30 protein-coding genes and 1 pseudogene are annotated in these 15,773 nt (G+C 50.8%); 4 read left to right on the plus strand and 27 right to left on the minus strand.

The annotated features are described in order from the left end of the window. Both ACOTX5_RS24805 and ACOTX5_RS24810 read right to left on the minus strand, forming a co-directional pair. Positions 1-257 (minus strand): annotated as a pseudogene (locus ACOTX5_RS24805) (terminase); the annotation flags it as partial. Then, positions 254-826 (minus strand): terminase small subunit, encoded by a 573-nt coding sequence (locus tag ACOTX5_RS24810; protein WP_126508910.1) that lies wholly within the window; start codon positions 824-826, stop codon positions 254-256. The gene ACOTX5_RS24810 and the pseudogene ACOTX5_RS24805, both read right to left, overlap by 4 nt. 22 nt (positions 827-848) lie before the next feature. On the opposite strand from ACOTX5_RS24810, the gene ACOTX5_RS24815 reads away from it, so the two are divergent. Beyond that, the gene (locus ACOTX5_RS24815; protein ID WP_032617987.1) at positions 849-1,289 is read left to right on the plus strand and encodes a hypothetical protein; all 441 of its coding nucleotides are present in this window, start codon (positions 849-851) and stop codon (positions 1,287-1,289) included. A 91-nt stretch (positions 1,290-1,380) separates the two neighbouring features. Here the strand turns inward: ACOTX5_RS24815 and ACOTX5_RS24820 are convergent, their stop codons facing one another. The 25 genes from ACOTX5_RS24820 to ACOTX5_RS24940 form a co-directional block, all read right to left on the minus strand. Beyond that, positions 1,381-1,935, minus strand: coding sequence for a hypothetical protein (locus ACOTX5_RS24820; protein ID WP_045892351.1), 555 nt, complete (start codon positions 1,933-1,935; stop codon positions 1,381-1,383). Between the two features lie 49 nt (positions 1,936-1,984). Continuing rightward, positions 1,985-2,518, minus strand: a complete 534-nt coding sequence (locus ACOTX5_RS24825; RefSeq protein WP_045332076.1) for a Rha family transcriptional regulator — start codon at positions 2,516-2,518, stop codon at positions 1,985-1,987. A 297-nt stretch (positions 2,519-2,815) separates the two neighbouring features. Next, entirely contained in the window at positions 2,816-3,274 is a 459-nt protein-coding gene (locus ACOTX5_RS24830) for a lysis protein (protein ID WP_063945273.1), read from the minus strand. Further along, positions 3,271-3,669 (minus strand): M15 family metallopeptidase, encoded by a 399-nt coding sequence (locus ACOTX5_RS24835; protein ID WP_063945274.1) that lies wholly within the window; start codon positions 3,667-3,669, stop codon positions 3,271-3,273. Before ACOTX5_RS24835 ends, ACOTX5_RS24830 begins: the two co-directional genes overlap by 4 nt. After that, a complete protein-coding gene (locus ACOTX5_RS24840; protein WP_123277553.1) occupies positions 3,656-3,961 on the minus strand; it encodes a phage holin family protein in 306 nt (101 codons plus the stop codon). The genes ACOTX5_RS24835 and ACOTX5_RS24840 overlap by 14 nt, the downstream gene beginning before the upstream one ends. Positions 3,962-4,446: 485 nt before the next feature. Then, on the minus strand, positions 4,447-5,070 hold the full coding sequence (locus tag ACOTX5_RS24845; protein WP_126489773.1) for a hypothetical protein: 624 nt from the start codon (positions 5,068-5,070) through the stop codon (positions 4,447-4,449). Beyond that, positions 5,070-5,186, minus strand: a complete 117-nt coding sequence (locus ACOTX5_RS24850; protein WP_023330221.1) for a hypothetical protein — start codon at positions 5,184-5,186, stop codon at positions 5,070-5,072. The genes ACOTX5_RS24845 and ACOTX5_RS24850 overlap by 1 nt, the downstream gene beginning before the upstream one ends. Then, entirely contained in the window at positions 5,183-5,827 is a 645-nt protein-coding gene (locus tag ACOTX5_RS24855) for an HNH endonuclease signature motif containing protein (protein WP_045332619.1), read from the minus strand. Before ACOTX5_RS24855 ends, ACOTX5_RS24850 begins: the two co-directional genes overlap by 4 nt. Further along, entirely contained in the window at positions 5,824-6,471 is a 648-nt protein-coding gene (locus ACOTX5_RS24860; protein ID WP_045332620.1) for a recombination protein NinG, read from the minus strand. Before ACOTX5_RS24860 ends, ACOTX5_RS24855 begins: the two co-directional genes overlap by 4 nt. Continuing rightward, positions 6,464-6,634, minus strand: a complete 171-nt coding sequence (locus tag ACOTX5_RS24865; protein WP_063945299.1) for a NinE family protein — start codon at positions 6,632-6,634, stop codon at positions 6,464-6,466. Before ACOTX5_RS24865 ends, ACOTX5_RS24860 begins: the two co-directional genes overlap by 8 nt. After that, on the minus strand, positions 6,634-7,155 hold the full coding sequence (locus ACOTX5_RS24870; protein ID WP_063945298.1) for an HNH endonuclease: 522 nt from the start codon (positions 7,153-7,155) through the stop codon (positions 6,634-6,636). The genes ACOTX5_RS24865 and ACOTX5_RS24870 overlap by 1 nt, the downstream gene beginning before the upstream one ends. After that, complete coding sequence (locus ACOTX5_RS24875; protein WP_126489774.1) at positions 7,148-7,603, minus strand: YbcN family protein; 456 nt, start codon at positions 7,601-7,603, stop codon at positions 7,148-7,150. Before ACOTX5_RS24875 ends, ACOTX5_RS24870 begins: the two co-directional genes overlap by 8 nt. A 250-nt stretch (positions 7,604-7,853) precedes the next feature. Beyond that, positions 7,854-8,096, minus strand: coding sequence for a hypothetical protein (locus ACOTX5_RS24880; RefSeq protein WP_023157318.1), 243 nt, complete (start codon positions 8,094-8,096; stop codon positions 7,854-7,856). Continuing rightward, positions 8,093-8,695 (minus strand): DUF551 domain-containing protein, encoded by a 603-nt coding sequence (locus ACOTX5_RS24885; RefSeq protein WP_063945317.1) that lies wholly within the window; start codon positions 8,693-8,695, stop codon positions 8,093-8,095. Before ACOTX5_RS24885 ends, ACOTX5_RS24880 begins: the two co-directional genes overlap by 4 nt. Continuing rightward, complete coding sequence (locus ACOTX5_RS24890; RefSeq protein WP_063945316.1) at positions 8,692-9,000, minus strand: hypothetical protein; 309 nt, start codon at positions 8,998-9,000, stop codon at positions 8,692-8,694. The genes ACOTX5_RS24885 and ACOTX5_RS24890 overlap by 4 nt, the downstream gene beginning before the upstream one ends. 1 nt (position 9,001) lies before the next feature. Next, the gene (locus ACOTX5_RS24895; RefSeq protein WP_063945315.1) at positions 9,002-9,292 is read right to left on the minus strand and encodes a hypothetical protein; all 291 of its coding nucleotides are present in this window, start codon (positions 9,290-9,292) and stop codon (positions 9,002-9,004) included. Further along, entirely contained in the window at positions 9,289-9,492 is a 204-nt protein-coding gene (locus ACOTX5_RS24900; protein ID WP_022651090.1) for a Lar family restriction alleviation protein, read from the minus strand. Before ACOTX5_RS24900 ends, ACOTX5_RS24895 begins: the two co-directional genes overlap by 4 nt. Continuing rightward, positions 9,489-9,785 carry a DUF4406 domain-containing protein gene (locus ACOTX5_RS24905; RefSeq protein WP_040117298.1) on the minus strand — a complete coding sequence of 99 codons (297 nt, stop codon included), beginning with the start codon at positions 9,783-9,785 and terminating at the stop codon, positions 9,489-9,491. Before ACOTX5_RS24905 ends, ACOTX5_RS24900 begins: the two co-directional genes overlap by 4 nt. Beyond that, the gene (locus ACOTX5_RS24910; protein WP_040117297.1) at positions 9,782-10,030 is read right to left on the minus strand and encodes a helix-turn-helix transcriptional regulator; all 249 of its coding nucleotides are present in this window, start codon (positions 10,028-10,030) and stop codon (positions 9,782-9,784) included. Before ACOTX5_RS24910 ends, ACOTX5_RS24905 begins: the two co-directional genes overlap by 4 nt. Continuing rightward, positions 10,027-10,371: a winged helix-turn-helix transcriptional regulator gene (locus ACOTX5_RS24915; RefSeq protein ID WP_040117296.1), complete on the minus strand. Its 345-nt coding sequence runs from the start codon at positions 10,369-10,371 to the stop codon at positions 10,027-10,029. Before ACOTX5_RS24915 ends, ACOTX5_RS24910 begins: the two co-directional genes overlap by 4 nt. Before the next feature lies 1 nt (position 10,372). Beyond that, positions 10,373-11,062 carry a replication protein P gene (locus tag ACOTX5_RS24920; RefSeq protein ID WP_063945314.1) on the minus strand — a complete coding sequence of 230 codons (690 nt, stop codon included), beginning with the start codon at positions 11,060-11,062 and terminating at the stop codon, positions 10,373-10,375. After that, the gene (locus tag ACOTX5_RS24925; protein WP_023330212.1) at positions 11,059-11,922 is read right to left on the minus strand and encodes a hypothetical protein; all 864 of its coding nucleotides are present in this window, start codon (positions 11,920-11,922) and stop codon (positions 11,059-11,061) included. Before ACOTX5_RS24925 ends, ACOTX5_RS24920 begins: the two co-directional genes overlap by 4 nt. Further along, positions 11,923-12,639 carry a GIY-YIG nuclease family protein gene (locus tag ACOTX5_RS24930; protein WP_139003205.1) on the minus strand — a complete coding sequence of 239 codons (717 nt, stop codon included), beginning with the start codon at positions 12,637-12,639 and terminating at the stop codon, positions 11,923-11,925. 65 nt (positions 12,640-12,704) lie between these two features. Continuing rightward, positions 12,705-13,250 carry a toxin YdaT family protein gene (locus tag ACOTX5_RS24935; RefSeq protein ID WP_063945226.1) on the minus strand — a complete coding sequence of 182 codons (546 nt, stop codon included), beginning with the start codon at positions 13,248-13,250 and terminating at the stop codon, positions 12,705-12,707. Between the two features lie 29 nt (positions 13,251-13,279). Next, on the minus strand, positions 13,280-13,531 hold the full coding sequence (locus ACOTX5_RS24940; RefSeq protein ID WP_001514164.1) for a transcriptional regulator: 252 nt from the start codon (positions 13,529-13,531) through the stop codon (positions 13,280-13,282). A 127-nt stretch (positions 13,532-13,658) separates the two neighbouring features. Here ACOTX5_RS24940 and ACOTX5_RS24945 point away from each other — a divergent pair, with 127 nt between their 5' ends. The 3 genes from ACOTX5_RS24945 (at position 13,659) to ACOTX5_RS24955 (ending at position 15,598) form a co-directional block, all read left to right on the plus strand. After that, a complete protein-coding gene (locus tag ACOTX5_RS24945) occupies positions 13,659-14,351 on the plus strand; it encodes a LexA family transcriptional regulator (protein WP_063407875.1) in 693 nt (230 codons plus the stop codon). 474 nt (positions 14,352-14,825) lie between these two features. Beyond that, positions 14,826-15,368, plus strand: coding sequence for an HNH endonuclease (locus tag ACOTX5_RS24950; protein ID WP_047058706.1), 543 nt, complete (start codon positions 14,826-14,828; stop codon positions 15,366-15,368). Positions 15,369-15,409: 41 nt separating this feature from the next. Continuing rightward, positions 15,410-15,598 carry a hypothetical protein gene (locus ACOTX5_RS24955; protein ID WP_048983716.1) on the plus strand — a complete coding sequence of 63 codons (189 nt, stop codon included), beginning with the start codon at positions 15,410-15,412 and terminating at the stop codon, positions 15,596-15,598. Positions 15,599-15,773: the final 175 nt, after the last annotated feature.

Consider the following 15,773-nt stretch of genomic DNA (forward strand, 5'->3'; position numbering starts at 1 on the left):
CGCGCACCGTCATTAAATAGGCGATACATACGCTTCGACTGGGTGATGATGTCGGTGAGGTTTTTATACTCGGTATCGAAAATGACACCGCGCCAGAACGAGCCGTAGCCCAAACCAACTAAGCGACGAAAGCGCGCCAGCTGAGCAGCGGTCTTGCCCGGCCCACGCGTGCCCTCGTAGAGGATCTCGTTACACGGGCAGCTCAGGGAGAGCGATTGCGATCCCGGCAGAGGTTTCCAGACGGCTTTGTAATTCATCCACCCAGAACCTCGCTCTGTTGCTTCTGCGCTGCTGCTTCCCAGTCGTCTACGTTATCGCAGGACGGTACCGGCATAATGCTGTGGGTTGCAGTGACCTTCTGCTCCACCTGCTCTTTGAATGCCTGTACACGTACATGCTTGCCAAGCAGTTCGAGATTTTTAACTTTGTCAGGCCACTTAATCTTCTTGAGGATGGTTTCCGTCGTCTCCTCGTCGAAGTTCTGAATGGTGGTGCTGATATCCAATCCTGTAAGCGTTGTTCGCCATGACTTAGGCCACATGCTGATCGCCTTTAGGCTTCCGTCGTCGTTAAGGATGTCCAGAACGTCCATCTGGTCGATCTCAACCAAGCGCCGGAGCACATAATCAGCATCAATTCCTACGTCCTCGTTGCGCTTCGTTTTGAGTTCAACGATCCTGTTCTGGATGTCAAGTTTTGACAATATTTGAGCAGCTATACGGTTTGCAGTTTTGACGCTGTACCCCGCCCGAATAGCCGCCTGCGTGGCGTTTAAATCGATGAGGTACTCGCGACAGAACATTTCTTGTTTGTCGGTGAGTGCCATGTTTTATTCCAAAGGATTGAGTATGTCAGAAATTGTTAAACGCTCTTCTAAAAGCGCTGGGGATGCAGGTGAATACTTCATTGCCTATATGCTGTCACGCCTGGGAATATCCGCAGCACTAACAACGAGTGGTTCTAGCGCTGTAGATATAATTGCCACTATTGACGGTTCAAAGAGTATCAGTATTCAGGTTAAAGGCTCTTGGGCAAGAAGCCAGCCACGTCAATGGATGGTCGGCAAGCACATGCCTGCTGCCTCTCCTGATTTCTTTTACGTGTTCTGCAATATGTCTGAAGATATAGCCAATAAAACCTTTCCCGAAGTTTTCATCGTTCCGAGCGAAGTAGTCGCCAGCCATGCCACCTGGCATCACAGTGCCCCCCTATTCAAAATAAGCAAAGCTGATGAGGGGCAGTATCTTGACCGTTGGGATTACATAGCCGAGGCATTACTAGCAAAGTAATTACATACCAGCGCCAGAGCTTTTGCATAAAGCCATTACGATGGGTCTGCCCATGGTGATGGCAATAAAAAACCGCCCGGAGGCGGTTAAATCAAATCTTCAGCTTATTTCTAATGTGTTCTTTCATGATTAGCATATGCTCTTCTAAATCTATTGAGGACTGGTTAATAATCCTTGAGCTTTCTTCGACATCGGTGATTAAACCCCTACGGTACTTTTCGTAGAGTTCATTGCATTTTTTCATCTCAGACTGAATCAATCCAATGCGCGGGGTAAGCTCATAAAAATAGATGTGCAACAAGGATTCTAAACGATCAAAAACTCCAGGGCCGAGCGATATAGTATTGATGTAATCATTGAATCCATCCCACTCACGCTGGCTCTTGATATACCTTATCTGAGCCATTTGGATCAGAAACAGCATCTTCTCCCAGCGACAGCAGAGAGTGTATAACTCCTCACCTTTATCCCTGACAACTTTCGAAGATTCCTTACTCGCCTCATATTGGACTTGTTTCTGCCATCTTTCATCGGCGAAATGATTGGCAAGAAGCGCCCCGCCAAATGCACCAACAAGCCCTACGATTGGCGTAATAATATCTCGCCATGGGAAGGATATAACTGAGGTTGATAGTGATCCGGACATTAACCCTCCTTATCAAGAGAGATAATGTTACACCATTTAACTATTCCATTTACGGTTTAAAATAGTTACCAGCCAAAAGTTCTGGTTGCGTCACCTGCATGATGTGCTCATGCTCGAGTTCCAGAACTCGCTTTTCTTTCTTCCGCTCGTTCATCAAACGGCTTCCGATCGTGCCTTTCAGCTTTGAGCGCGTTTCTTTGATGGCGTAGCGATGCTGCAATTCTTCACCCATCGCCATGCGCCGGTTTAGCTGCTCGGCCATCCAGTTAAAGGCATTGATGTAACACTCCTTTACTGCGGCAGCTGTTTTGCCAGTGAACCCCATCACGAGCATCATGCATCCGTCACGGGTGATGTTATACATAGGCTGAACATCGCCATTTTTATCAATGAAATCAATGGGCGCAAAATTGCGCTGGGTGAAGTCATCGGAGCATTTCAGGTTACGTATGGCACGCAAAACGTCTTTGTGTCGCTTGCCAAAGTAATCCGCCACCTTGAGTGATGTGGTGATTATCTTGTTGTCGAGGGTCGTGACCATTTCGCGGAAGTCGAAGGCCGGAATAACTGACGGATTATTCATAGCGTCTTTACCTTTTAGAAAGTGAGCCTGTCTCACAGAAAAGCCGCCCGAGAGAGGTCGCCACCTATAACGGCTTTTCTCAGGCTCGCTTACTGAAAAGCTCTCGTTGATGTGCGCGTGAGATGCGCATAAAAAAGCCCCGCGGATGCGAGGCTGTGAGAATTTGCTACGGTTAAAGTCCAGAGGAGAGACTGTGTCAGAACCTCAGGGATGAGGCTCTATTTCCCCTGGGTCTGCTTATCCCATTCGTCACGGAACTTGGATGGGTTTTGACTGCCTTCTAATACCATGATTACCTCACTTTAAGCACTGCTCTTTGATGTAGTCCTGCATGCCGAGAATCATTTTGTCAGCGGTTGCGATTCCGTCCCGGTGATCGAAATAATTCCGTCGAGCGTCTGGAGTAAGTTCGGGGGTTCCTGCATCATCCACGCCGGTGGCGGAGGTGGCTTTTGACACTCCAGGGCAGGTTGCGGCGATGCGCAGCCGTTTAGCGCCAGAATCGACATCCCGACGCAAATCGTTAATGGTTTTTTTCGCATCGGACAATTCCTTCGTGTATTTGGCATCCAGTGCAGCGACATCACGCTGACGGGTTTGCATGTCGGTGATGGTGGCGTTTGCCAGTGACAGGCTTTGCTCAGCGTCGTCAGCGCGTTTCTTCTCTCCCTTATAGCTGGAATACGATAACCACGATGCCAGCGCCAGCAGGAGAATCACGCCTGGCACTATCAGCGACTTCAGGCTGATGTTCATGCGGGGATCTCAACGTGAGGCGCGTCGATGAATTTGGTTTCGATAGGCAGCGCCGGGTCATTCTTCCAGTTGATGCCGAAGCGGAGTTTCAGGCCCTGTTCGTCAGCTGCCTGCTTAACCGCTTTGAGCAAAGGCTTGAACTCTTCAATCTTCCAGGTGGTGTTAACCGGGATGATGTCGACCGCATGACCGGTCAGGTGACGGCTGTTCATCGTCTGAGATTTACCGGTGGCGACCATCTCTTTCTGCCGGGCCTGCGTTCTCAGCCCTTCGATGACGATGAAGTCTACCGGTGTGATTTCCAGCGCCCGGCGGATCACTTTCACCAGGTCAGGATTTACGCCTTTAAGGTTGTTCTCGCTGCGCTGTGAGAATTTGAAGTTATTGGTTTGCATTTTTCATCCCCGTCAGGCGTTCCCAGAAATAAGTCAGCGCAACAGAACCCATGGCGCCACTAACTCCAGCTGCCGCCAGAATCATATAAAGGCTCAGGCCACTTTCTACGCTGACAAGTCCACCAATCACGCCGGTAAAGCCAGAAACGGCTATCTGAGCCAGCGCATTGATCCAACTCCAGGTCGCTTTGTTCTGTTTAACGTCGATCAGGTAACGCACAAGGCCGCCCCAACAGGCGAGCACAAGGACGACGATCCAGGAAAGACCGGCAATGCTCTCTTTATCTTGCATACGTTTAGCCATATCACCTCCGAAAGAACGGGGTGCTGTTTGTGTAGAGTGGAAGGATGCCAGGAAACAACGACCGGACATCGCAAATAAAAAACCCGGCGACAGGCCGGGAAGATGAGGGTAAGGCAATGTCGGCTCTCTGGCCGAAGGGTCCCAGGTAGTGGGTTTGGTTTGTGGCGGCCGGGAACTCGCCGACGTCGTTTCGTTGTTACTCCACTTGTGTCCCGGCACATCGGCGCCTGCTTTCACCACAACGGGGATCGCTTTGCCGCGCCAGGGAAATGTGCCTGGTCTTACCGGGATGCCGTCACATACTCAAAGCGATTTCCGTTGTGCAGATACGAAAAAGCCCCGAGCTATTAACCCAGGGCGTTTTCTACTTCGTAATTTGTTTACTGCTGGCTCTTTCGCTGTTACGACCGAGCATACATCAAAATATACACTTCCATTTCGCCAAATCAAGTTATTTGAGAAATATTTTTCATTTAGGCAGCAATTAGAGAAATCTCATTCTCTATTTCTCGCTTCATTGCATAGAAAACTTCTGCCTCAAAGACTTTTTCACACCAGACAACCCGGCGGCGGCAAGCCTGGATATCTAATCCGGTGATCAGGTGCATCTTCCTGGCGATATCTTGCGTGCAGTTGCGTTCGCAGTATCGTTTAATGGCGTAATCGCGGACTGGGCTTTCACGGTGGAATAACTTGACCATCACCTTTTCAACGAACGCTGCATCATCTGATTCTTTGGCGAGAGCGATGATGTTGCTGGTAGAGGATTGAGGGATGACCAGTTCGCGAGCTTTCTTATAGAGTTCCTCACCTCTCAGCGCCCCCCCCTCGTCGCTATAAAGCCAGTTGACCATTCTCTCGATGTGTCCACCCATATCAGGATTCCATTGAGTCCGGATCATCAGGCGGCCAATAACGTTAACAGCGCCAGCTGGTGAGTCATCGCCGCGATTAATTCTGCCCCACACTGACATCATGTACTGCACCCAGGCTCGTTGCTTGGTTGTGATGGTCTTCTTAGGATGCTTCCAGACACGCCGGAAATGGGCGTCATCGACAAAGTTAACCATGGTGTAAATTGGTGTGAGCTTTCTCATTACGCGGCTTCCTTCTGTGGCTGATTGGTTTTAGTCTGGCTGTGCTTTGCTACTGGTGGCAGGTTGGCGCGCTTAACGCTTTCGGCCTGGTACCGGAGGAAGTCGGTGTGGTTCATGCGGCCTCCTGACCATTCTTTGGCCCCTGATACTCGCCATAAATCGGAGTAACTGTTTTAGCCTTTGTGTGGCGATGAGTAGCCTTGGGGCTAAAGAGAGCTGTCTCAGCGTCCATTCCATTTTTTATTCGCCACAGAATAGTTGTAGGGGAAAGGTTTACTCGTGGGTCTCTAGACCATTCAGATGCGGTTTTAGTTACGCCATCAAAGGTTATCCGGGATCGACCTTTTTTGGTGTGCTCAGGGATATGCACTCGAGATCGCATGACATTACACGCCCGGCAAAGAACTCTAAGATTTGAGTCCGCGTTGTTATCAACAACCTCATCAATGTGATCAATATGCGCGGTTTTCCATGTGACCTTCTTGCCGCATTTTTCGCATGGTGGAAGTGTTTCTCCATAGCGGTCGTAAACAACTTTTCGGTGCTCATATACGCAACCATTCGCCATTGATAGTGGGTGATCCGGAATTTTGAGCATTTGATATCCCTTCGCATTTTTATGCCTGAATTTCCCTTTACCGTTTTTTGTGAGTTCGTAAGTCCCGTAGCGCATCATTCGGAAGTAGTGCATTTGACAGATACCCTTTCCTGGGTAGTGTTTGCATTCACGATCACAACCTTCAACTTTGCATTTCATGCTGCACTCTCCTGTAATTTTTGACGGCGCTTCATCAGTGCATTGGCCCTGCGGGAAAAAATTGCTTTCACACGCTTCAAGTAGGTAACGTCAAACCGGCGTGGGGAATAGTCAGCCTCAAGGCGCTCGACACGCTCCAGGCCAATACGCTCAATCAGTCGGATCCGGTACTCGACGGCATTGCCGCTCAACTGCCGGTTACAGCGGGTGCAAGCGGAGTGGACGTTAAACACGTTGAATTTGAGGTGTGAGGCAGCGCCGCGTGAGCGGTAATGGCTGGCGTCAATGGCGCTGCCAGTCAGGTAATTACTTTTGCCGATGAGTGGATTGCCACAACTGACACATGGCTTACCTTCATCACGGATCCGGATGTAGCGATTGAAAGCTGATTGAGCCTCTTTATCCCACTGAGATTTAGACTTGAGTGACTCGCGCTTGGCCTTGCGCCGTTGGCGACCTACCTTCTCGGCCTCTTTCTGCTCTTTGATGCGCTTAGCGGCGGCTTTCACCTTCTCCTTTTCACGTTCTTCCATTGCGAGGATTGCGCCGTGCTCCGGGCAGCACCAGCGGATCCGGATGTCGTGGAATTTAGGCACGAAGTATTCACCACACACTTTGCACTTGCGGCGGGATGGTTTACGCACGTTTCCTCCTCGTCGCGAGACGCAGCCATTTCTGATCTACCAGGCGGGCGGTGTAGCCTTTCATAGTCGGGATGTCGGAGGGCTTAATCGCGGGCTTGCGCTGGCGGCGCGCCGGAACGCGGAAGATTTCGTTTGTGATGACGCGGGAAAGTGGAGTAGACATCAGGCCTCCTGCTTATCGCGCAGTTGCTGGTAGCAATGACTATTGGGCAGTCCGTGATTGGCATGGTAACCATGCTTAGCCTTTGCCTTGTCGCGAGATTGCTTTGCTTCTTCCATGCTCTCGTAAACACCCACGAACTTTCTTTTTCCGTTGGCGTTGATTTGGACATGCCACTTGCTTAGTTTTTTATTCCAATGGATACCAATCTCACCTGACGTATTGGTGCTGGGCAGCGATTTGTTACGGGTATTATCCGACTGGCTTATCAGCCTAAGGTTTTCAATCCGATTGTCTGCGCGGACGTGATTTATGTGGTCAACCTCCATTCCTTCCGGAATTGGGCCGTTTATCATTTCCCATACAATTCTATGTGCCAGGTATTGACAGCCAGAGTATTCAAACCTTCTGTAGCCATCGCTAAGGCATCCTGCAACGTCACCAATTTTTACCCTGTTAGCTGGCTTTATGGCCCACACAAGATTTCCATCAACAATGGAAAATATATCGCTCCAGTTATGCATCTTGGGCCTCCCTCAATTTCTGGTATTGGGAGTCGGAAGGGATGGTCAGGTGGCAGCCGATATTCATCGCCCAGGCTTCGACCTTGCACAGGAAGATGTACATTTCGCCCGTTTCCAGCTCTGACGTATGGCGGAGGGATTGGACCGTGGTTACCTCTCCGGACACGACGTCTACCCTGTCCTTGCTTTCGTAGCCGAGATAGGTGTGCTTCATCGCGTCTTTGACCCACTCAGGCGTAGCGAAGGTCTTGCCGCGTGCGATGAGATAGTCGCTGATTTCCGTGTACCACATGTGGCTGAGAGCGTTCTGCGACAGGCTGCGCTTCTCTCGCCATGGCTTAACCTGAAGGCGTAAGCATTGCCCGGCATCCAGCAATGTCTGAATCTGCTGGCCGATGGCCGCGAAGTTACCGCGATGGAGTTTGATCCCGTCTACTGGCAGGGTCATACGGCCTCCTTAACGGAAACCGCAGAATGCAGAAAATCGCAGGTGCATTTCTGCATCTGTGACAAGGTGAGGAGTTCAGATTGTGGTCGCATTTAAGTCCCCTTAAATGCGCAGAAGTCGCCAATGGGTGTTCAGGCCGTCAGCAAAGAAAGTATGGACGGTTGATTCAACAAAATCAACTAAAGAGAAAGGCCTCCGAAGAGGCCCTGGGCGGGTCGATATGTGAATCCCCATATCGCTTGTATGGTAGCTATGTCAACTCAGGCAGTTTGAAGCCAGCCATGTCTTCTGCCCGGATGGGAGGTGACAGGCAGTCAGCAAAGACCAGTGAACCATCGAGCAAGATAACGAAACTCCACCCTCTGAACAGGCTGGCGCTACACCAGTCGGCCTTAAGCGGCACATCTGGCATCCTGTCCGGGAAGGTTGGGTAATGCTCTGCAAGCCACTCCATGGCGTCGCAGCGGTTGATGGTGTAATTGTCGTACATCATGCCTCCTGCTGCGGTGCTGCTGGCAGCGGCATCCAGTGGGTTGGCTTGCAGTAGCAATCAAAGCCGTGTCCGTGTGCTGACCCGCCAACGTACGTTGCCATCTTGATTAATGGATCATTACTTTCCGGCGCGTCTGGACGGTACGCCAACACTTGTTCCCCTGCGGAAGGCATCCGCTCAACGCAAGCCACCCAACCATCCTGAATCACCGGAGAGTTGAGTTGTTCGGAATTACCGAACGACTGAAGCATGGCGGCGCGATAGGCGTTCCAGCCGACAGCTTTTCCGTGTTCAAACGCGCTGTCAAAGTCATCATCCATTTCCATCGCAGCGGGCACAGATACCGGCGCTGGCGGGGCGGTGTATAACCGAGTGCCATCTTTGAAATTCTCCCAGTCAGCCTGACCATCAGCGGCTATGCACGCCACCCTTGCATCCGGGTGGCATCCGCAATCGTCATACATGCCGAGGACAACCTCACCAACAGGCTCCGCTTCGAGCGATGCCAGCGCGATACGCGCCAACACCGCAATCTCATCAAAGTTAAATCCGCCGCCTGCTGCAATTTGTGCTGCGCGTTCTTTGGTCATAGTGCTCATGGGTTACTCCATTCATCTTCAATCGCTACGCCAAGGCGATGCAGCCAGTCAGCCAGTTTCAACATTGATTCCCTGTCGCTTAGTCCGCCTGGAAAATCGTCCAATGCGACAGCGGGTTTGAATGCGCCATAACGGTCTCGCTCAACGGTAATGTATTGCTCCAGGGTTGTACCGCTAACGCTGGATGAATGCCTGACGAGATACTTTGAAAGTCGCTCCCGCTCCTTAGGGTCATATTTGTACTCAACAAGCGTCATGCTGCTGCGCCGGGAATCTATGCCGAGTAAGTCGAGCAAGTTAGCCATATCACTCTCCTTTACCGGCTGCGACCAGAGCCGACTTAGACGCATCAATATTCCACTGCGCATCACCACAGCACAGAATCCCGTTTGAGGCTTCGTAGCCAAACGCCTCTGTATGTTCGATAAAGGCGTGCGCGCTTTGAAGATGGTGTGACAGCTCAGCAATCCGCTTCTCTGCGGCTTCCAGCTCATCCAGCAGCGCGTTAGCCTCATCCTCTTGCAACACCACTGTGTCAAAGCTTTCGGTCTGCTTCTTGATTTTTGCAATCAGAGCATGTTTGTCGATGTTGCTCATTGGGCTGCCTCCCCGACACGTTTATTCCATGCAGCAATCGCCATGTTGATTTTGTTCGCTCCAACCATCTGAGCAGACTGCGCGTCGCAAGAATGGCAGCGAACAATTGCCGACTGGTAAGGGCAATCCTCTTCGTACTGCGCGAATGCCTCTACGTCTTTGCTTCCGCAGAACGGGCAAGGTTTGATTTGAGTGCTCATTGTGCGGCCCCTTCAAATTGGTAAGAAATTTTAATTCCCAGCTTTTTAGCCATGGCATGCTCAGCGACGGCACCATCCGACTCTTGCCACCCATGCAGCATGTGAATGGCGTCTGCGCAGCGAAGCATCGCCAGGCAGATGTCCATATACTCACGCTGAGATAAACCATCTGGGAGCGTGGCCGGATTTAATGCCACATGACCACCTGATAACATCTGCTGTGCTACTGCGTTAAACATCGGACGGTTGTAGTTTTCGTAACCCTTCATTGGTCCTGCGATGTAAATTTTCATACCCCTGCCCTCCCGTACTTGTCTGATAACTCGCCCATTTGCCTGTGGATTTCCGCAAGGTCACACCCTGCGCACCCCAGAGCTTCGGCTATGAGCTCTTCCTGTTCTTTGGATGGCCCGGTTTGCAGAATTTTATTAAGCTTCCGTTGCGATACGCCGCAGTGCTTGGCGATGCTGGTGAGCGTTACACCGTTATCTTTCGCCATGGTCCTAACCATCCAGCGGTAATCACTCCATTCGCTCATACCCCTACCCTCCCCCAAACCATCAATACCCTTCTCATCGCCGGACTGTTGCGGCACTCCTGGCAGATCACGTTCGTGTCCGTCCGCTGAATTAACTTCGACTTACCCTGTTTCATGCCCGGTATCGTGTCAGGGGCGAAGCGCATGCCGTAACTGGTAAGGCTGTACAGGCGCTGGCCGTATTTGCCTTCGCAGCTGATCAGGCCATCAGCCAGCAGCGTACTCACCGTCCCTGATATCTTTTTGGTGTCCATGCCGATAAGCCCTGCCAGTTTGGCGTTGCTCAGCCCTGGGTTATTGCGCAGTGCTGCCAGCACCTGCTCACGGATTGTTATGGTCATCTCACACCATCCCGTTCGACTTGTTGCGGTTGTACTTCGCCAGCAGCAGCTGGATCGGCGTTGGACCGTGTTCGGCAGCTGGTGCGGCAATAGCCCGGCGCACTGGCGGCACTGGCTTACCCTCGGTTACTCGCTTCTCCCACATGTCCAGCAGGTCGCCCGCCTCGCGTGCCAGCTCACCATGCGTTAACTGGCGCTCTGTGCTGCGGTGGCGAAGTTCCACGCAGATGTGGTACATGACCGGCTGCGACCAGGGGAAATGCTCACTGGAGGTGAATTCGAACGAACGGTTACGCCAGTCCCAGTATTCGGCGATCACCTGGTCAACGGTTATGCCCAGCGCCCCGCCGCTCTGTTTGCACCAGGCGACAAACTGGCCCGGCGACGGCAGGAATGGACGCTCCTGACGGCGGGCAATGCGCATACCGGCATCGACTTGCGCCATTGAGTGGATCCCGTTCTCTTGGAACGCCAGTAGCCACTGACGGCGGAATTCGTTCAGGTCGTCCTGGGTGCGGAAGTTCGCCATGCTGGCCGGGAACGCGGCGCGCAGCTCGTTGAACAGCTTGTTGAATACCTGCGCCACCTGCTCGACCGGTGCGCGTTCCTGGTACTGCTCTGGCAGGTTATGAGCCATGCGGCTCATCTGCTCGCGGTCGTGGTTACGCATCTGCTCTGCAAGAGATTTCATCGAATCACCTCATAGGCCCAGTCAGTGTTGTTGAAGTCCAGATCCGGCTTGGCGGCTGGTTTGCCGCGTACTGCCGCTTGCTTGTTCTGATAACTCAGCTTCTGGCTGGCAGTGATAAACCAATTTTTTGGCTTCTCATGCGTGAACTCGATATCCAGTTTCTGAAGTTCGTAATTCAGGTCTATCAGCGGGTACAGGTTTAACCATGCTTGATAGTCCTTGTGGTTCAGCCGAACGATTTGGCCCTCGAATGCGTACCGACTCGATATCTCATGAATATCCGCATTGGCCTCTTCGCAAGACGCGTAAGCGGCTTGGGTGTTAACCAAGGAATCAGGATCAGGGATAGGGGAATCAGGAATCAGGTTAAGGGAATCAGCAGGATTTAAACTGTTCTTAACCTGTTCTTGCACCTTACTAGCACCGTGCTTTTCTTGTGCTTCATTATTTTCAATGACTTGAGGCTTTCCCTCTTCTTCCTTTTCCTCTTTTGCATCTGAATTGCACTGTTCTTGTTCGGTGCCATTTTGGTTCTGAGATGGTTCTGGTATCTCACTTGCCGCTTCTTTGCAGTGCGGGTTCTGATGCTTTTTCCAGTTAGAAACTTGAATGTAGGAATCGCCTTTTACCTGGTAACGGTTGATGAATTTGTGCTGATGCAACTGCTGCAACAAAGCGTCACAATCGACATCATCAAAAGGCAGCACCATGGCTTTAATTTTCTTAGGGCGGTCATCCAGGCGACCCTCTTTATCGGCGATAGTCCACAAACCAGCGAAGAGAATGCGCGCCAGCGGCTGACATTCTGCAAGCTCGTCGTTCGTGAAAAAGCCGGGTTTGATATTTCGCGATCTGGCCATTTAAAACTCCACTGGTTGTTCTGGGCCGTAAATTCCACGTCTATCAAGCTCTTCTCTATGAGCCTGATATTCATTCATGGCTTCTTTTAGCGCCTGTTCATCAGCGGGTTCGATCGCATACGCATTTGAATCGTGCACAGCGATAACAACGCCGCTTTTTCTACGGATATTGAAAATAGTTTCCGCACCGATTCGAATTAATCGCTCAGCAGCTGCAAGCTTGTCGCCGAAGACGCTAATCCCAATCTCATTAAAAAGTTCAGGTATATTGATTTTGCTGAGGCTCTCAAAAGTGATGAAGTCGTGGTAAATAGCTATATATTCAGCTTTTTCACCGACCTGGCATTCACAGCTGCAAGAGCACGCATGAATAATTTCTTTCAAATCAAGCTGAAAAAATTCGCGAGACTCGTTTACTCTCCACTCCGACAAAGCATCATGAATCTCTTTTTCAGCTTCGAGCGGAGAATGGCTGTAGAAAGCCGCTTCAACCTTGAACGGAGCAGGAACACCAGTAGCTGATGAAAGTTCTCGCGCTCGAACTTCCGGGCTTGTTGTGGTCATTCCAATTTTGTAGATGCCAGGCATACATGGATTGCTTAACACGTATACCCACCCTTCCATTCTGAAGTCGGCTGGAACATCCATAGTCTTCAATACGCCGACTTGCTTTGTTAATGGCTCGAGATGCATAATTGCCTCTGTGAATTGATCCAATTAATTCCACCAGAAAGTCGGCTCTGTTCGCGCAGACCGGCTTTCGCCATTTTTGAAACTTCCCATCACATAACCCCCAGCATCGACGTAACCATCGTCATCAGCGGGCCTACCTGCTCAGGCATGAGACGGAACAGCGACGCTATACCCTCGCTTACCTCTTTCAGCTTCTGATGCTCTGGAGCGTCCAGGAGCACGGCCTGTTTAGCCTCGGCACACTCTTTCATCGCAGAGGCGATCAGCGACATCGTGTCGTTCTGTGGCGCAAGGCGGTTTCGATACTCCAGCGGCAGGACGGACATGATTGCCGGTGCCAGCTGGCGAATGTTGTTGGCCGCATATTCGGTGTCGCCGTCGATCCAGCGGAACACCTTCTGCATCTGGCGGTGTGAGTCAGTCGGGATATCAAGTCCGGTGCCGCCGATTGCCCGCCACTCTTCAACAATCAGAGCGGCGACAAATTCACGGCTGCGGCAATCAGCTGCCCAGGCGCGAACAGCTGCGCGGATCCCATCGATGTTTAACGCCCTGGAATCAGGTTCCCGGCGATTCTGGTAAATCATCGCCGTTGGCGAAAATTTGTTACCTTGTTGATACGCAAGTGAATGCATTGCTTTCCCTTTCGTGGTTAGGGCCGCCGTTAAGCGGCATGGTTGTCAGGGTGTGGAAAGATGGACGGCAGATCCGGGCGGAATTCATGAGCCTGGATTTCACCACCAACCGCTTTCACCAGCTCAGGAACGTGAACTGGGGAGATGCGTTTCTTTCCGTTAAGCCAGTCGCAGATAGTGGACTGAGCTTTGCCGCAACGTTTTGCCAGTTCTTTCTGGCTGCCAGCGATGGCGATCGCTTTCTCTACTGCGGAGTTCTTCTCTACTGTTGGGGTCTTCATAATCACCTCAGCTATCAGTTTAAAGCGATTATGGTTATCACTTTAGCGAATGTCAATCGCATAGGCGATTTTTTGCTAAATAATCGCTTGAGCGATAGAGTTAAAGGAGTCATTAACAGAGGTGAATATGGGATTCTCGGAGCGCTTAGCGCAGGCAATGGAAAACGCTGGATATACACAGGGTCGATTAGCTAAAGAGGTCGACATGGCTCAGTCCAGCGTAAATAAGTTACTCAAGAATGCTAAAGGTTCTCGAAAAACAGTTGAGATTGCCTCTGTGCTTGGCGTTCGCCCTGAATGGCTTTCTACTGGTGAGGGGGAAATGGCTGCCGGTGGCGCCCGGGAGCCAACTGCGCTATACCAGGTTAAGCCGTCACTGAATGGGATTTATCGCGTGGATGTACTCGACGTTAAAGCCAGTGCTGGGCCGGGAACACTGGTAACCAGCGATTTCATTGAAACTATCCGTGCCATAGAATACACGACTGAACAGGCGCGCGCTTTATTTGGCAACCGGCCAGCTACACACGTTAAAGTCATTACCGTGAATGGCGACAGTATGGATGGGACGATTTCGCCTGGTGATCAGATCTTCGTTGATACCGGCGTTACGCATTTTGATGGTGACGGGGTATATGTCTTCGTCTTCGGCAAAACACTGCATGTTAAGCGACTTCAGATGCAGCGTGACCGTCTGGCAGTAATATCCGACAACCCCATTTACGAGAAGTGGTACGTTGAGCCAGAGGACGAGGACGCGTTCTACGTCATGGCAAAGGTACTACTCAGACAGTCAGTCGACTATAAACGATTCGCATAACCCGCTCCGGCGGGTTTTTTATTGTCCGCAGATCCATCCTCTCTTTCTCACCCCTTCTAAAAACCAAATCCTTATCACTTTTTTCTTCAGAAAATAAAAAAATATCGCTTTAACATTCAATAATTTATCGCTTTATCGATGATAAATATCGTTTTGGCGATTGACTCAAATAATCGCTTTAGCTATTGTTAGCTCATCGAAACGAAACATCGACAGCTGAGCGAAGTTAGCCAGCGGCGGACAAAAAGTCGCCTGCTCATTAAGAATTCAACCAAGCAGCAAATCACCCGGAGCGCTCCTGGCAAATTGAAATAGCGCCCAATGGGATTGAGGCAGGTGTGTAACGCGTGGCGGGTATAGCACACGAAGAGGACTCCGCACCGGAATGATTTGCTGCTCAGTTCCCGAACATCGGGGAATCTTTACCAGCAGCTCTTTGCGAGGGGCTGACGGTAAACAAGCAGAGAGGTAATTATGCGGCCTGAGTTAAACCAAGAGTATCTCCGCAAAATCCTAACTTACGATCCTGAAAGTGGTCATTTCAAATGGAACTTTAACAAAGGCGCTCGCAATAAATCTCCTTATGCGGGGACGCAAACCAGTTACGGGTACATCAAGATCCTGATCGACCAAAAGCAATACTTTGCTCACAGGCTCGCATGGCTTTATGTGCATGGACACTGGCCTGAAGGTTTTATCGACCACATCAACGGCGATAAAGCTGACAACCGCCTAGTTAACCTCAGAGAGGCTAAGCGTGAGGAAAACTGCCGGAATGTATCCATTAAATCAACAAACACCAGCGGTTACATCGGGATCAGCATTGATAAGCGTCATGGGAGCTGGAGAGCGCAGATCAAGGTTAACAGGAAGCAAATAGCCCTCGGTACTTTCCAAACAAAAATTGATGCTGTGCGTGCTTTTAACGAGGCGGCAGTTTTCCATCATGGCGAATACGCCATTCGAAAGATTAAACATAACGAAGAGATGCTAATGAAAGAGTTTGGGCATCTTTAGCATTTCTCCCGCATCAGCGGGCAAATCATATGAGGTGAAGTATGAAAGAGACAATAGCAATTATTGGTGCTGATGCTCTATTTACGAAGCGTCCTGACATGTCAGAGGTTGGCGACATCATCAGTTATCTGATGACACGCGATTCATATGCACGCCCAGAGGACGCAGATGGTGACCCGGTTAAGCGGTACGCCATCGTTTGCAAAATCACGGTTGAAGAAATTGATTAAGGCTGCCAGTGGCGGCCTTTTTTACGCCCGTCAGCGGGTAACGACAGAGGGTAAGGCGATGGGATGGGGTGGAATTACAACAACGCGGTTCGATGAGGTCTCAACTTTTGCTGAGAAATCCGGAAAGTGTGATGTATGCGGTAAAGCATGCAAAAGACGGGAAAAGTTTTATCAA

The organism is Enterobacter cloacae complex sp. IR5441 (assembly GCF_049238215.1).
In the GTDB taxonomy this organism is placed as follows: domain Bacteria; phylum Pseudomonadota; class Gammaproteobacteria; order Enterobacterales; family Enterobacteriaceae; genus Enterobacter; species Enterobacter hormaechei_C.

What these genes read in the sequence shown, in the direction of transcription:
- ACOTX5_RS24810 (WP_126508910.1), bottom strand. Translation starts at nt 826, where the DNA reads ATGGCACTCACCGACAAACAAGAAATGTTCTGTCGCGAGTACCTCATC.
- ACOTX5_RS24815 (WP_032617987.1), top strand. Translation starts at nt 849, where the DNA reads ATGTCAGAAATTGTTAAACGCTCTTCTAAAAGCGCTGGGGATGCAGGT.
- ACOTX5_RS24820 (WP_045892351.1), bottom strand. Translation starts at nt 1,935, where the DNA reads ATGTCCGGATCACTATCAACCTCAGTTATATCCTTCCCATGGCGAGAT.
- ACOTX5_RS24825 (WP_045332076.1), bottom strand. Translation starts at nt 2,518, where the DNA reads ATGAATAATCCGTCAGTTATTCCGGCCTTCGACTTCCGCGAAATGGTC.
- ACOTX5_RS24830 (WP_063945273.1), bottom strand. Translation starts at nt 3,274, where the DNA reads ATGAACATCAGCCTGAAGTCGCTGATAGTGCCAGGCGTGATTCTCCTG.
- ACOTX5_RS24835 (WP_063945274.1), bottom strand. Translation starts at nt 3,669, where the DNA reads ATGCAAACCAATAACTTCAAATTCTCACAGCGCAGCGAGAACAACCTT.
- ACOTX5_RS24840 (WP_123277553.1), bottom strand. Translation starts at nt 3,961, where the DNA reads ATGCAAGATAAAGAGAGCATTGCCGGTCTTTCCTGGATCGTCGTCCTT.
- ACOTX5_RS24845 (WP_126489773.1), bottom strand. Translation starts at nt 5,070, where the DNA reads ATGAGAAAGCTCACACCAATTTACACCATGGTTAACTTTGTCGATGAC.
- ACOTX5_RS24850 (WP_023330221.1), bottom strand. Translation starts at nt 5,186, where the DNA reads ATGAACCACACCGACTTCCTCCGGTACCAGGCCGAAAGCGTTAAGCGC.
- ACOTX5_RS24855 (WP_045332619.1), bottom strand. Translation starts at nt 5,827, where the DNA reads ATGAAATGCAAAGTTGAAGGTTGTGATCGTGAATGCAAACACTACCCA.
- ACOTX5_RS24865 (WP_063945299.1), bottom strand. Translation starts at nt 6,634, where the DNA reads ATGTCTACTCCACTTTCCCGCGTCATCACAAACGAAATCTTCCGCGTT.
- ACOTX5_RS24870 (WP_063945298.1), bottom strand. Translation starts at nt 7,155, where the DNA reads ATGCATAACTGGAGCGATATATTTTCCATTGTTGATGGAAATCTTGTG.
- ACOTX5_RS24875 (WP_126489774.1), bottom strand. Translation starts at nt 7,603, where the DNA reads ATGACCCTGCCAGTAGACGGGATCAAACTCCATCGCGGTAACTTCGCG.
- ACOTX5_RS24880 (WP_023157318.1), bottom strand. Translation starts at nt 8,096, where the DNA reads ATGATGTACGACAATTACACCATCAACCGCTGCGACGCCATGGAGTGG.
- ACOTX5_RS24885 (WP_063945317.1), bottom strand. Translation starts at nt 8,695, where the DNA reads ATGAGCACTATGACCAAAGAACGCGCAGCACAAATTGCAGCAGGCGGC.
- ACOTX5_RS24890 (WP_063945316.1), bottom strand. Translation starts at nt 9,000, where the DNA reads ATGGCTAACTTGCTCGACTTACTCGGCATAGATTCCCGGCGCAGCAGC.
- ACOTX5_RS24895 (WP_063945315.1), bottom strand. Translation starts at nt 9,292, where the DNA reads ATGAGCAACATCGACAAACATGCTCTGATTGCAAAAATCAAGAAGCAG.
- ACOTX5_RS24900 (WP_022651090.1), bottom strand. Translation starts at nt 9,492, where the DNA reads ATGAGCACTCAAATCAAACCTTGCCCGTTCTGCGGAAGCAAAGACGTA.
- ACOTX5_RS24905 (WP_040117298.1), bottom strand. Translation starts at nt 9,785, where the DNA reads ATGAAAATTTACATCGCAGGACCAATGAAGGGTTACGAAAACTACAAC.
- ACOTX5_RS24910 (WP_040117297.1), bottom strand. Translation starts at nt 10,030, where the DNA reads ATGAGCGAATGGAGTGATTACCGCTGGATGGTTAGGACCATGGCGAAA.
- ACOTX5_RS24915 (WP_040117296.1), bottom strand. Translation starts at nt 10,371, where the DNA reads ATGACCATAACAATCCGTGAGCAGGTGCTGGCAGCACTGCGCAATAAC.
- ACOTX5_RS24920 (WP_063945314.1), bottom strand. Translation starts at nt 11,062, where the DNA reads ATGAAATCTCTTGCAGAGCAGATGCGTAACCACGACCGCGAGCAGATG.
- ACOTX5_RS24925 (WP_023330212.1), bottom strand. Translation starts at nt 11,922, where the DNA reads ATGGCCAGATCGCGAAATATCAAACCCGGCTTTTTCACGAACGACGAG.
- ACOTX5_RS24935 (WP_063945226.1), bottom strand. Translation starts at nt 13,250, where the DNA reads ATGCATTCACTTGCGTATCAACAAGGTAACAAATTTTCGCCAACGGCG.
- ACOTX5_RS24940 (WP_001514164.1), bottom strand. Translation starts at nt 13,531, where the DNA reads ATGAAGACCCCAACAGTAGAGAAGAACTCCGCAGTAGAGAAAGCGATC.
- ACOTX5_RS24945 (WP_063407875.1), top strand. Translation starts at nt 13,659, where the DNA reads ATGGGATTCTCGGAGCGCTTAGCGCAGGCAATGGAAAACGCTGGATAT.
- ACOTX5_RS24950 (WP_047058706.1), top strand. Translation starts at nt 14,826, where the DNA reads ATGCGGCCTGAGTTAAACCAAGAGTATCTCCGCAAAATCCTAACTTAC.
- ACOTX5_RS24955 (WP_048983716.1), top strand. Translation starts at nt 15,410, where the DNA reads ATGAAAGAGACAATAGCAATTATTGGTGCTGATGCTCTATTTACGAAG.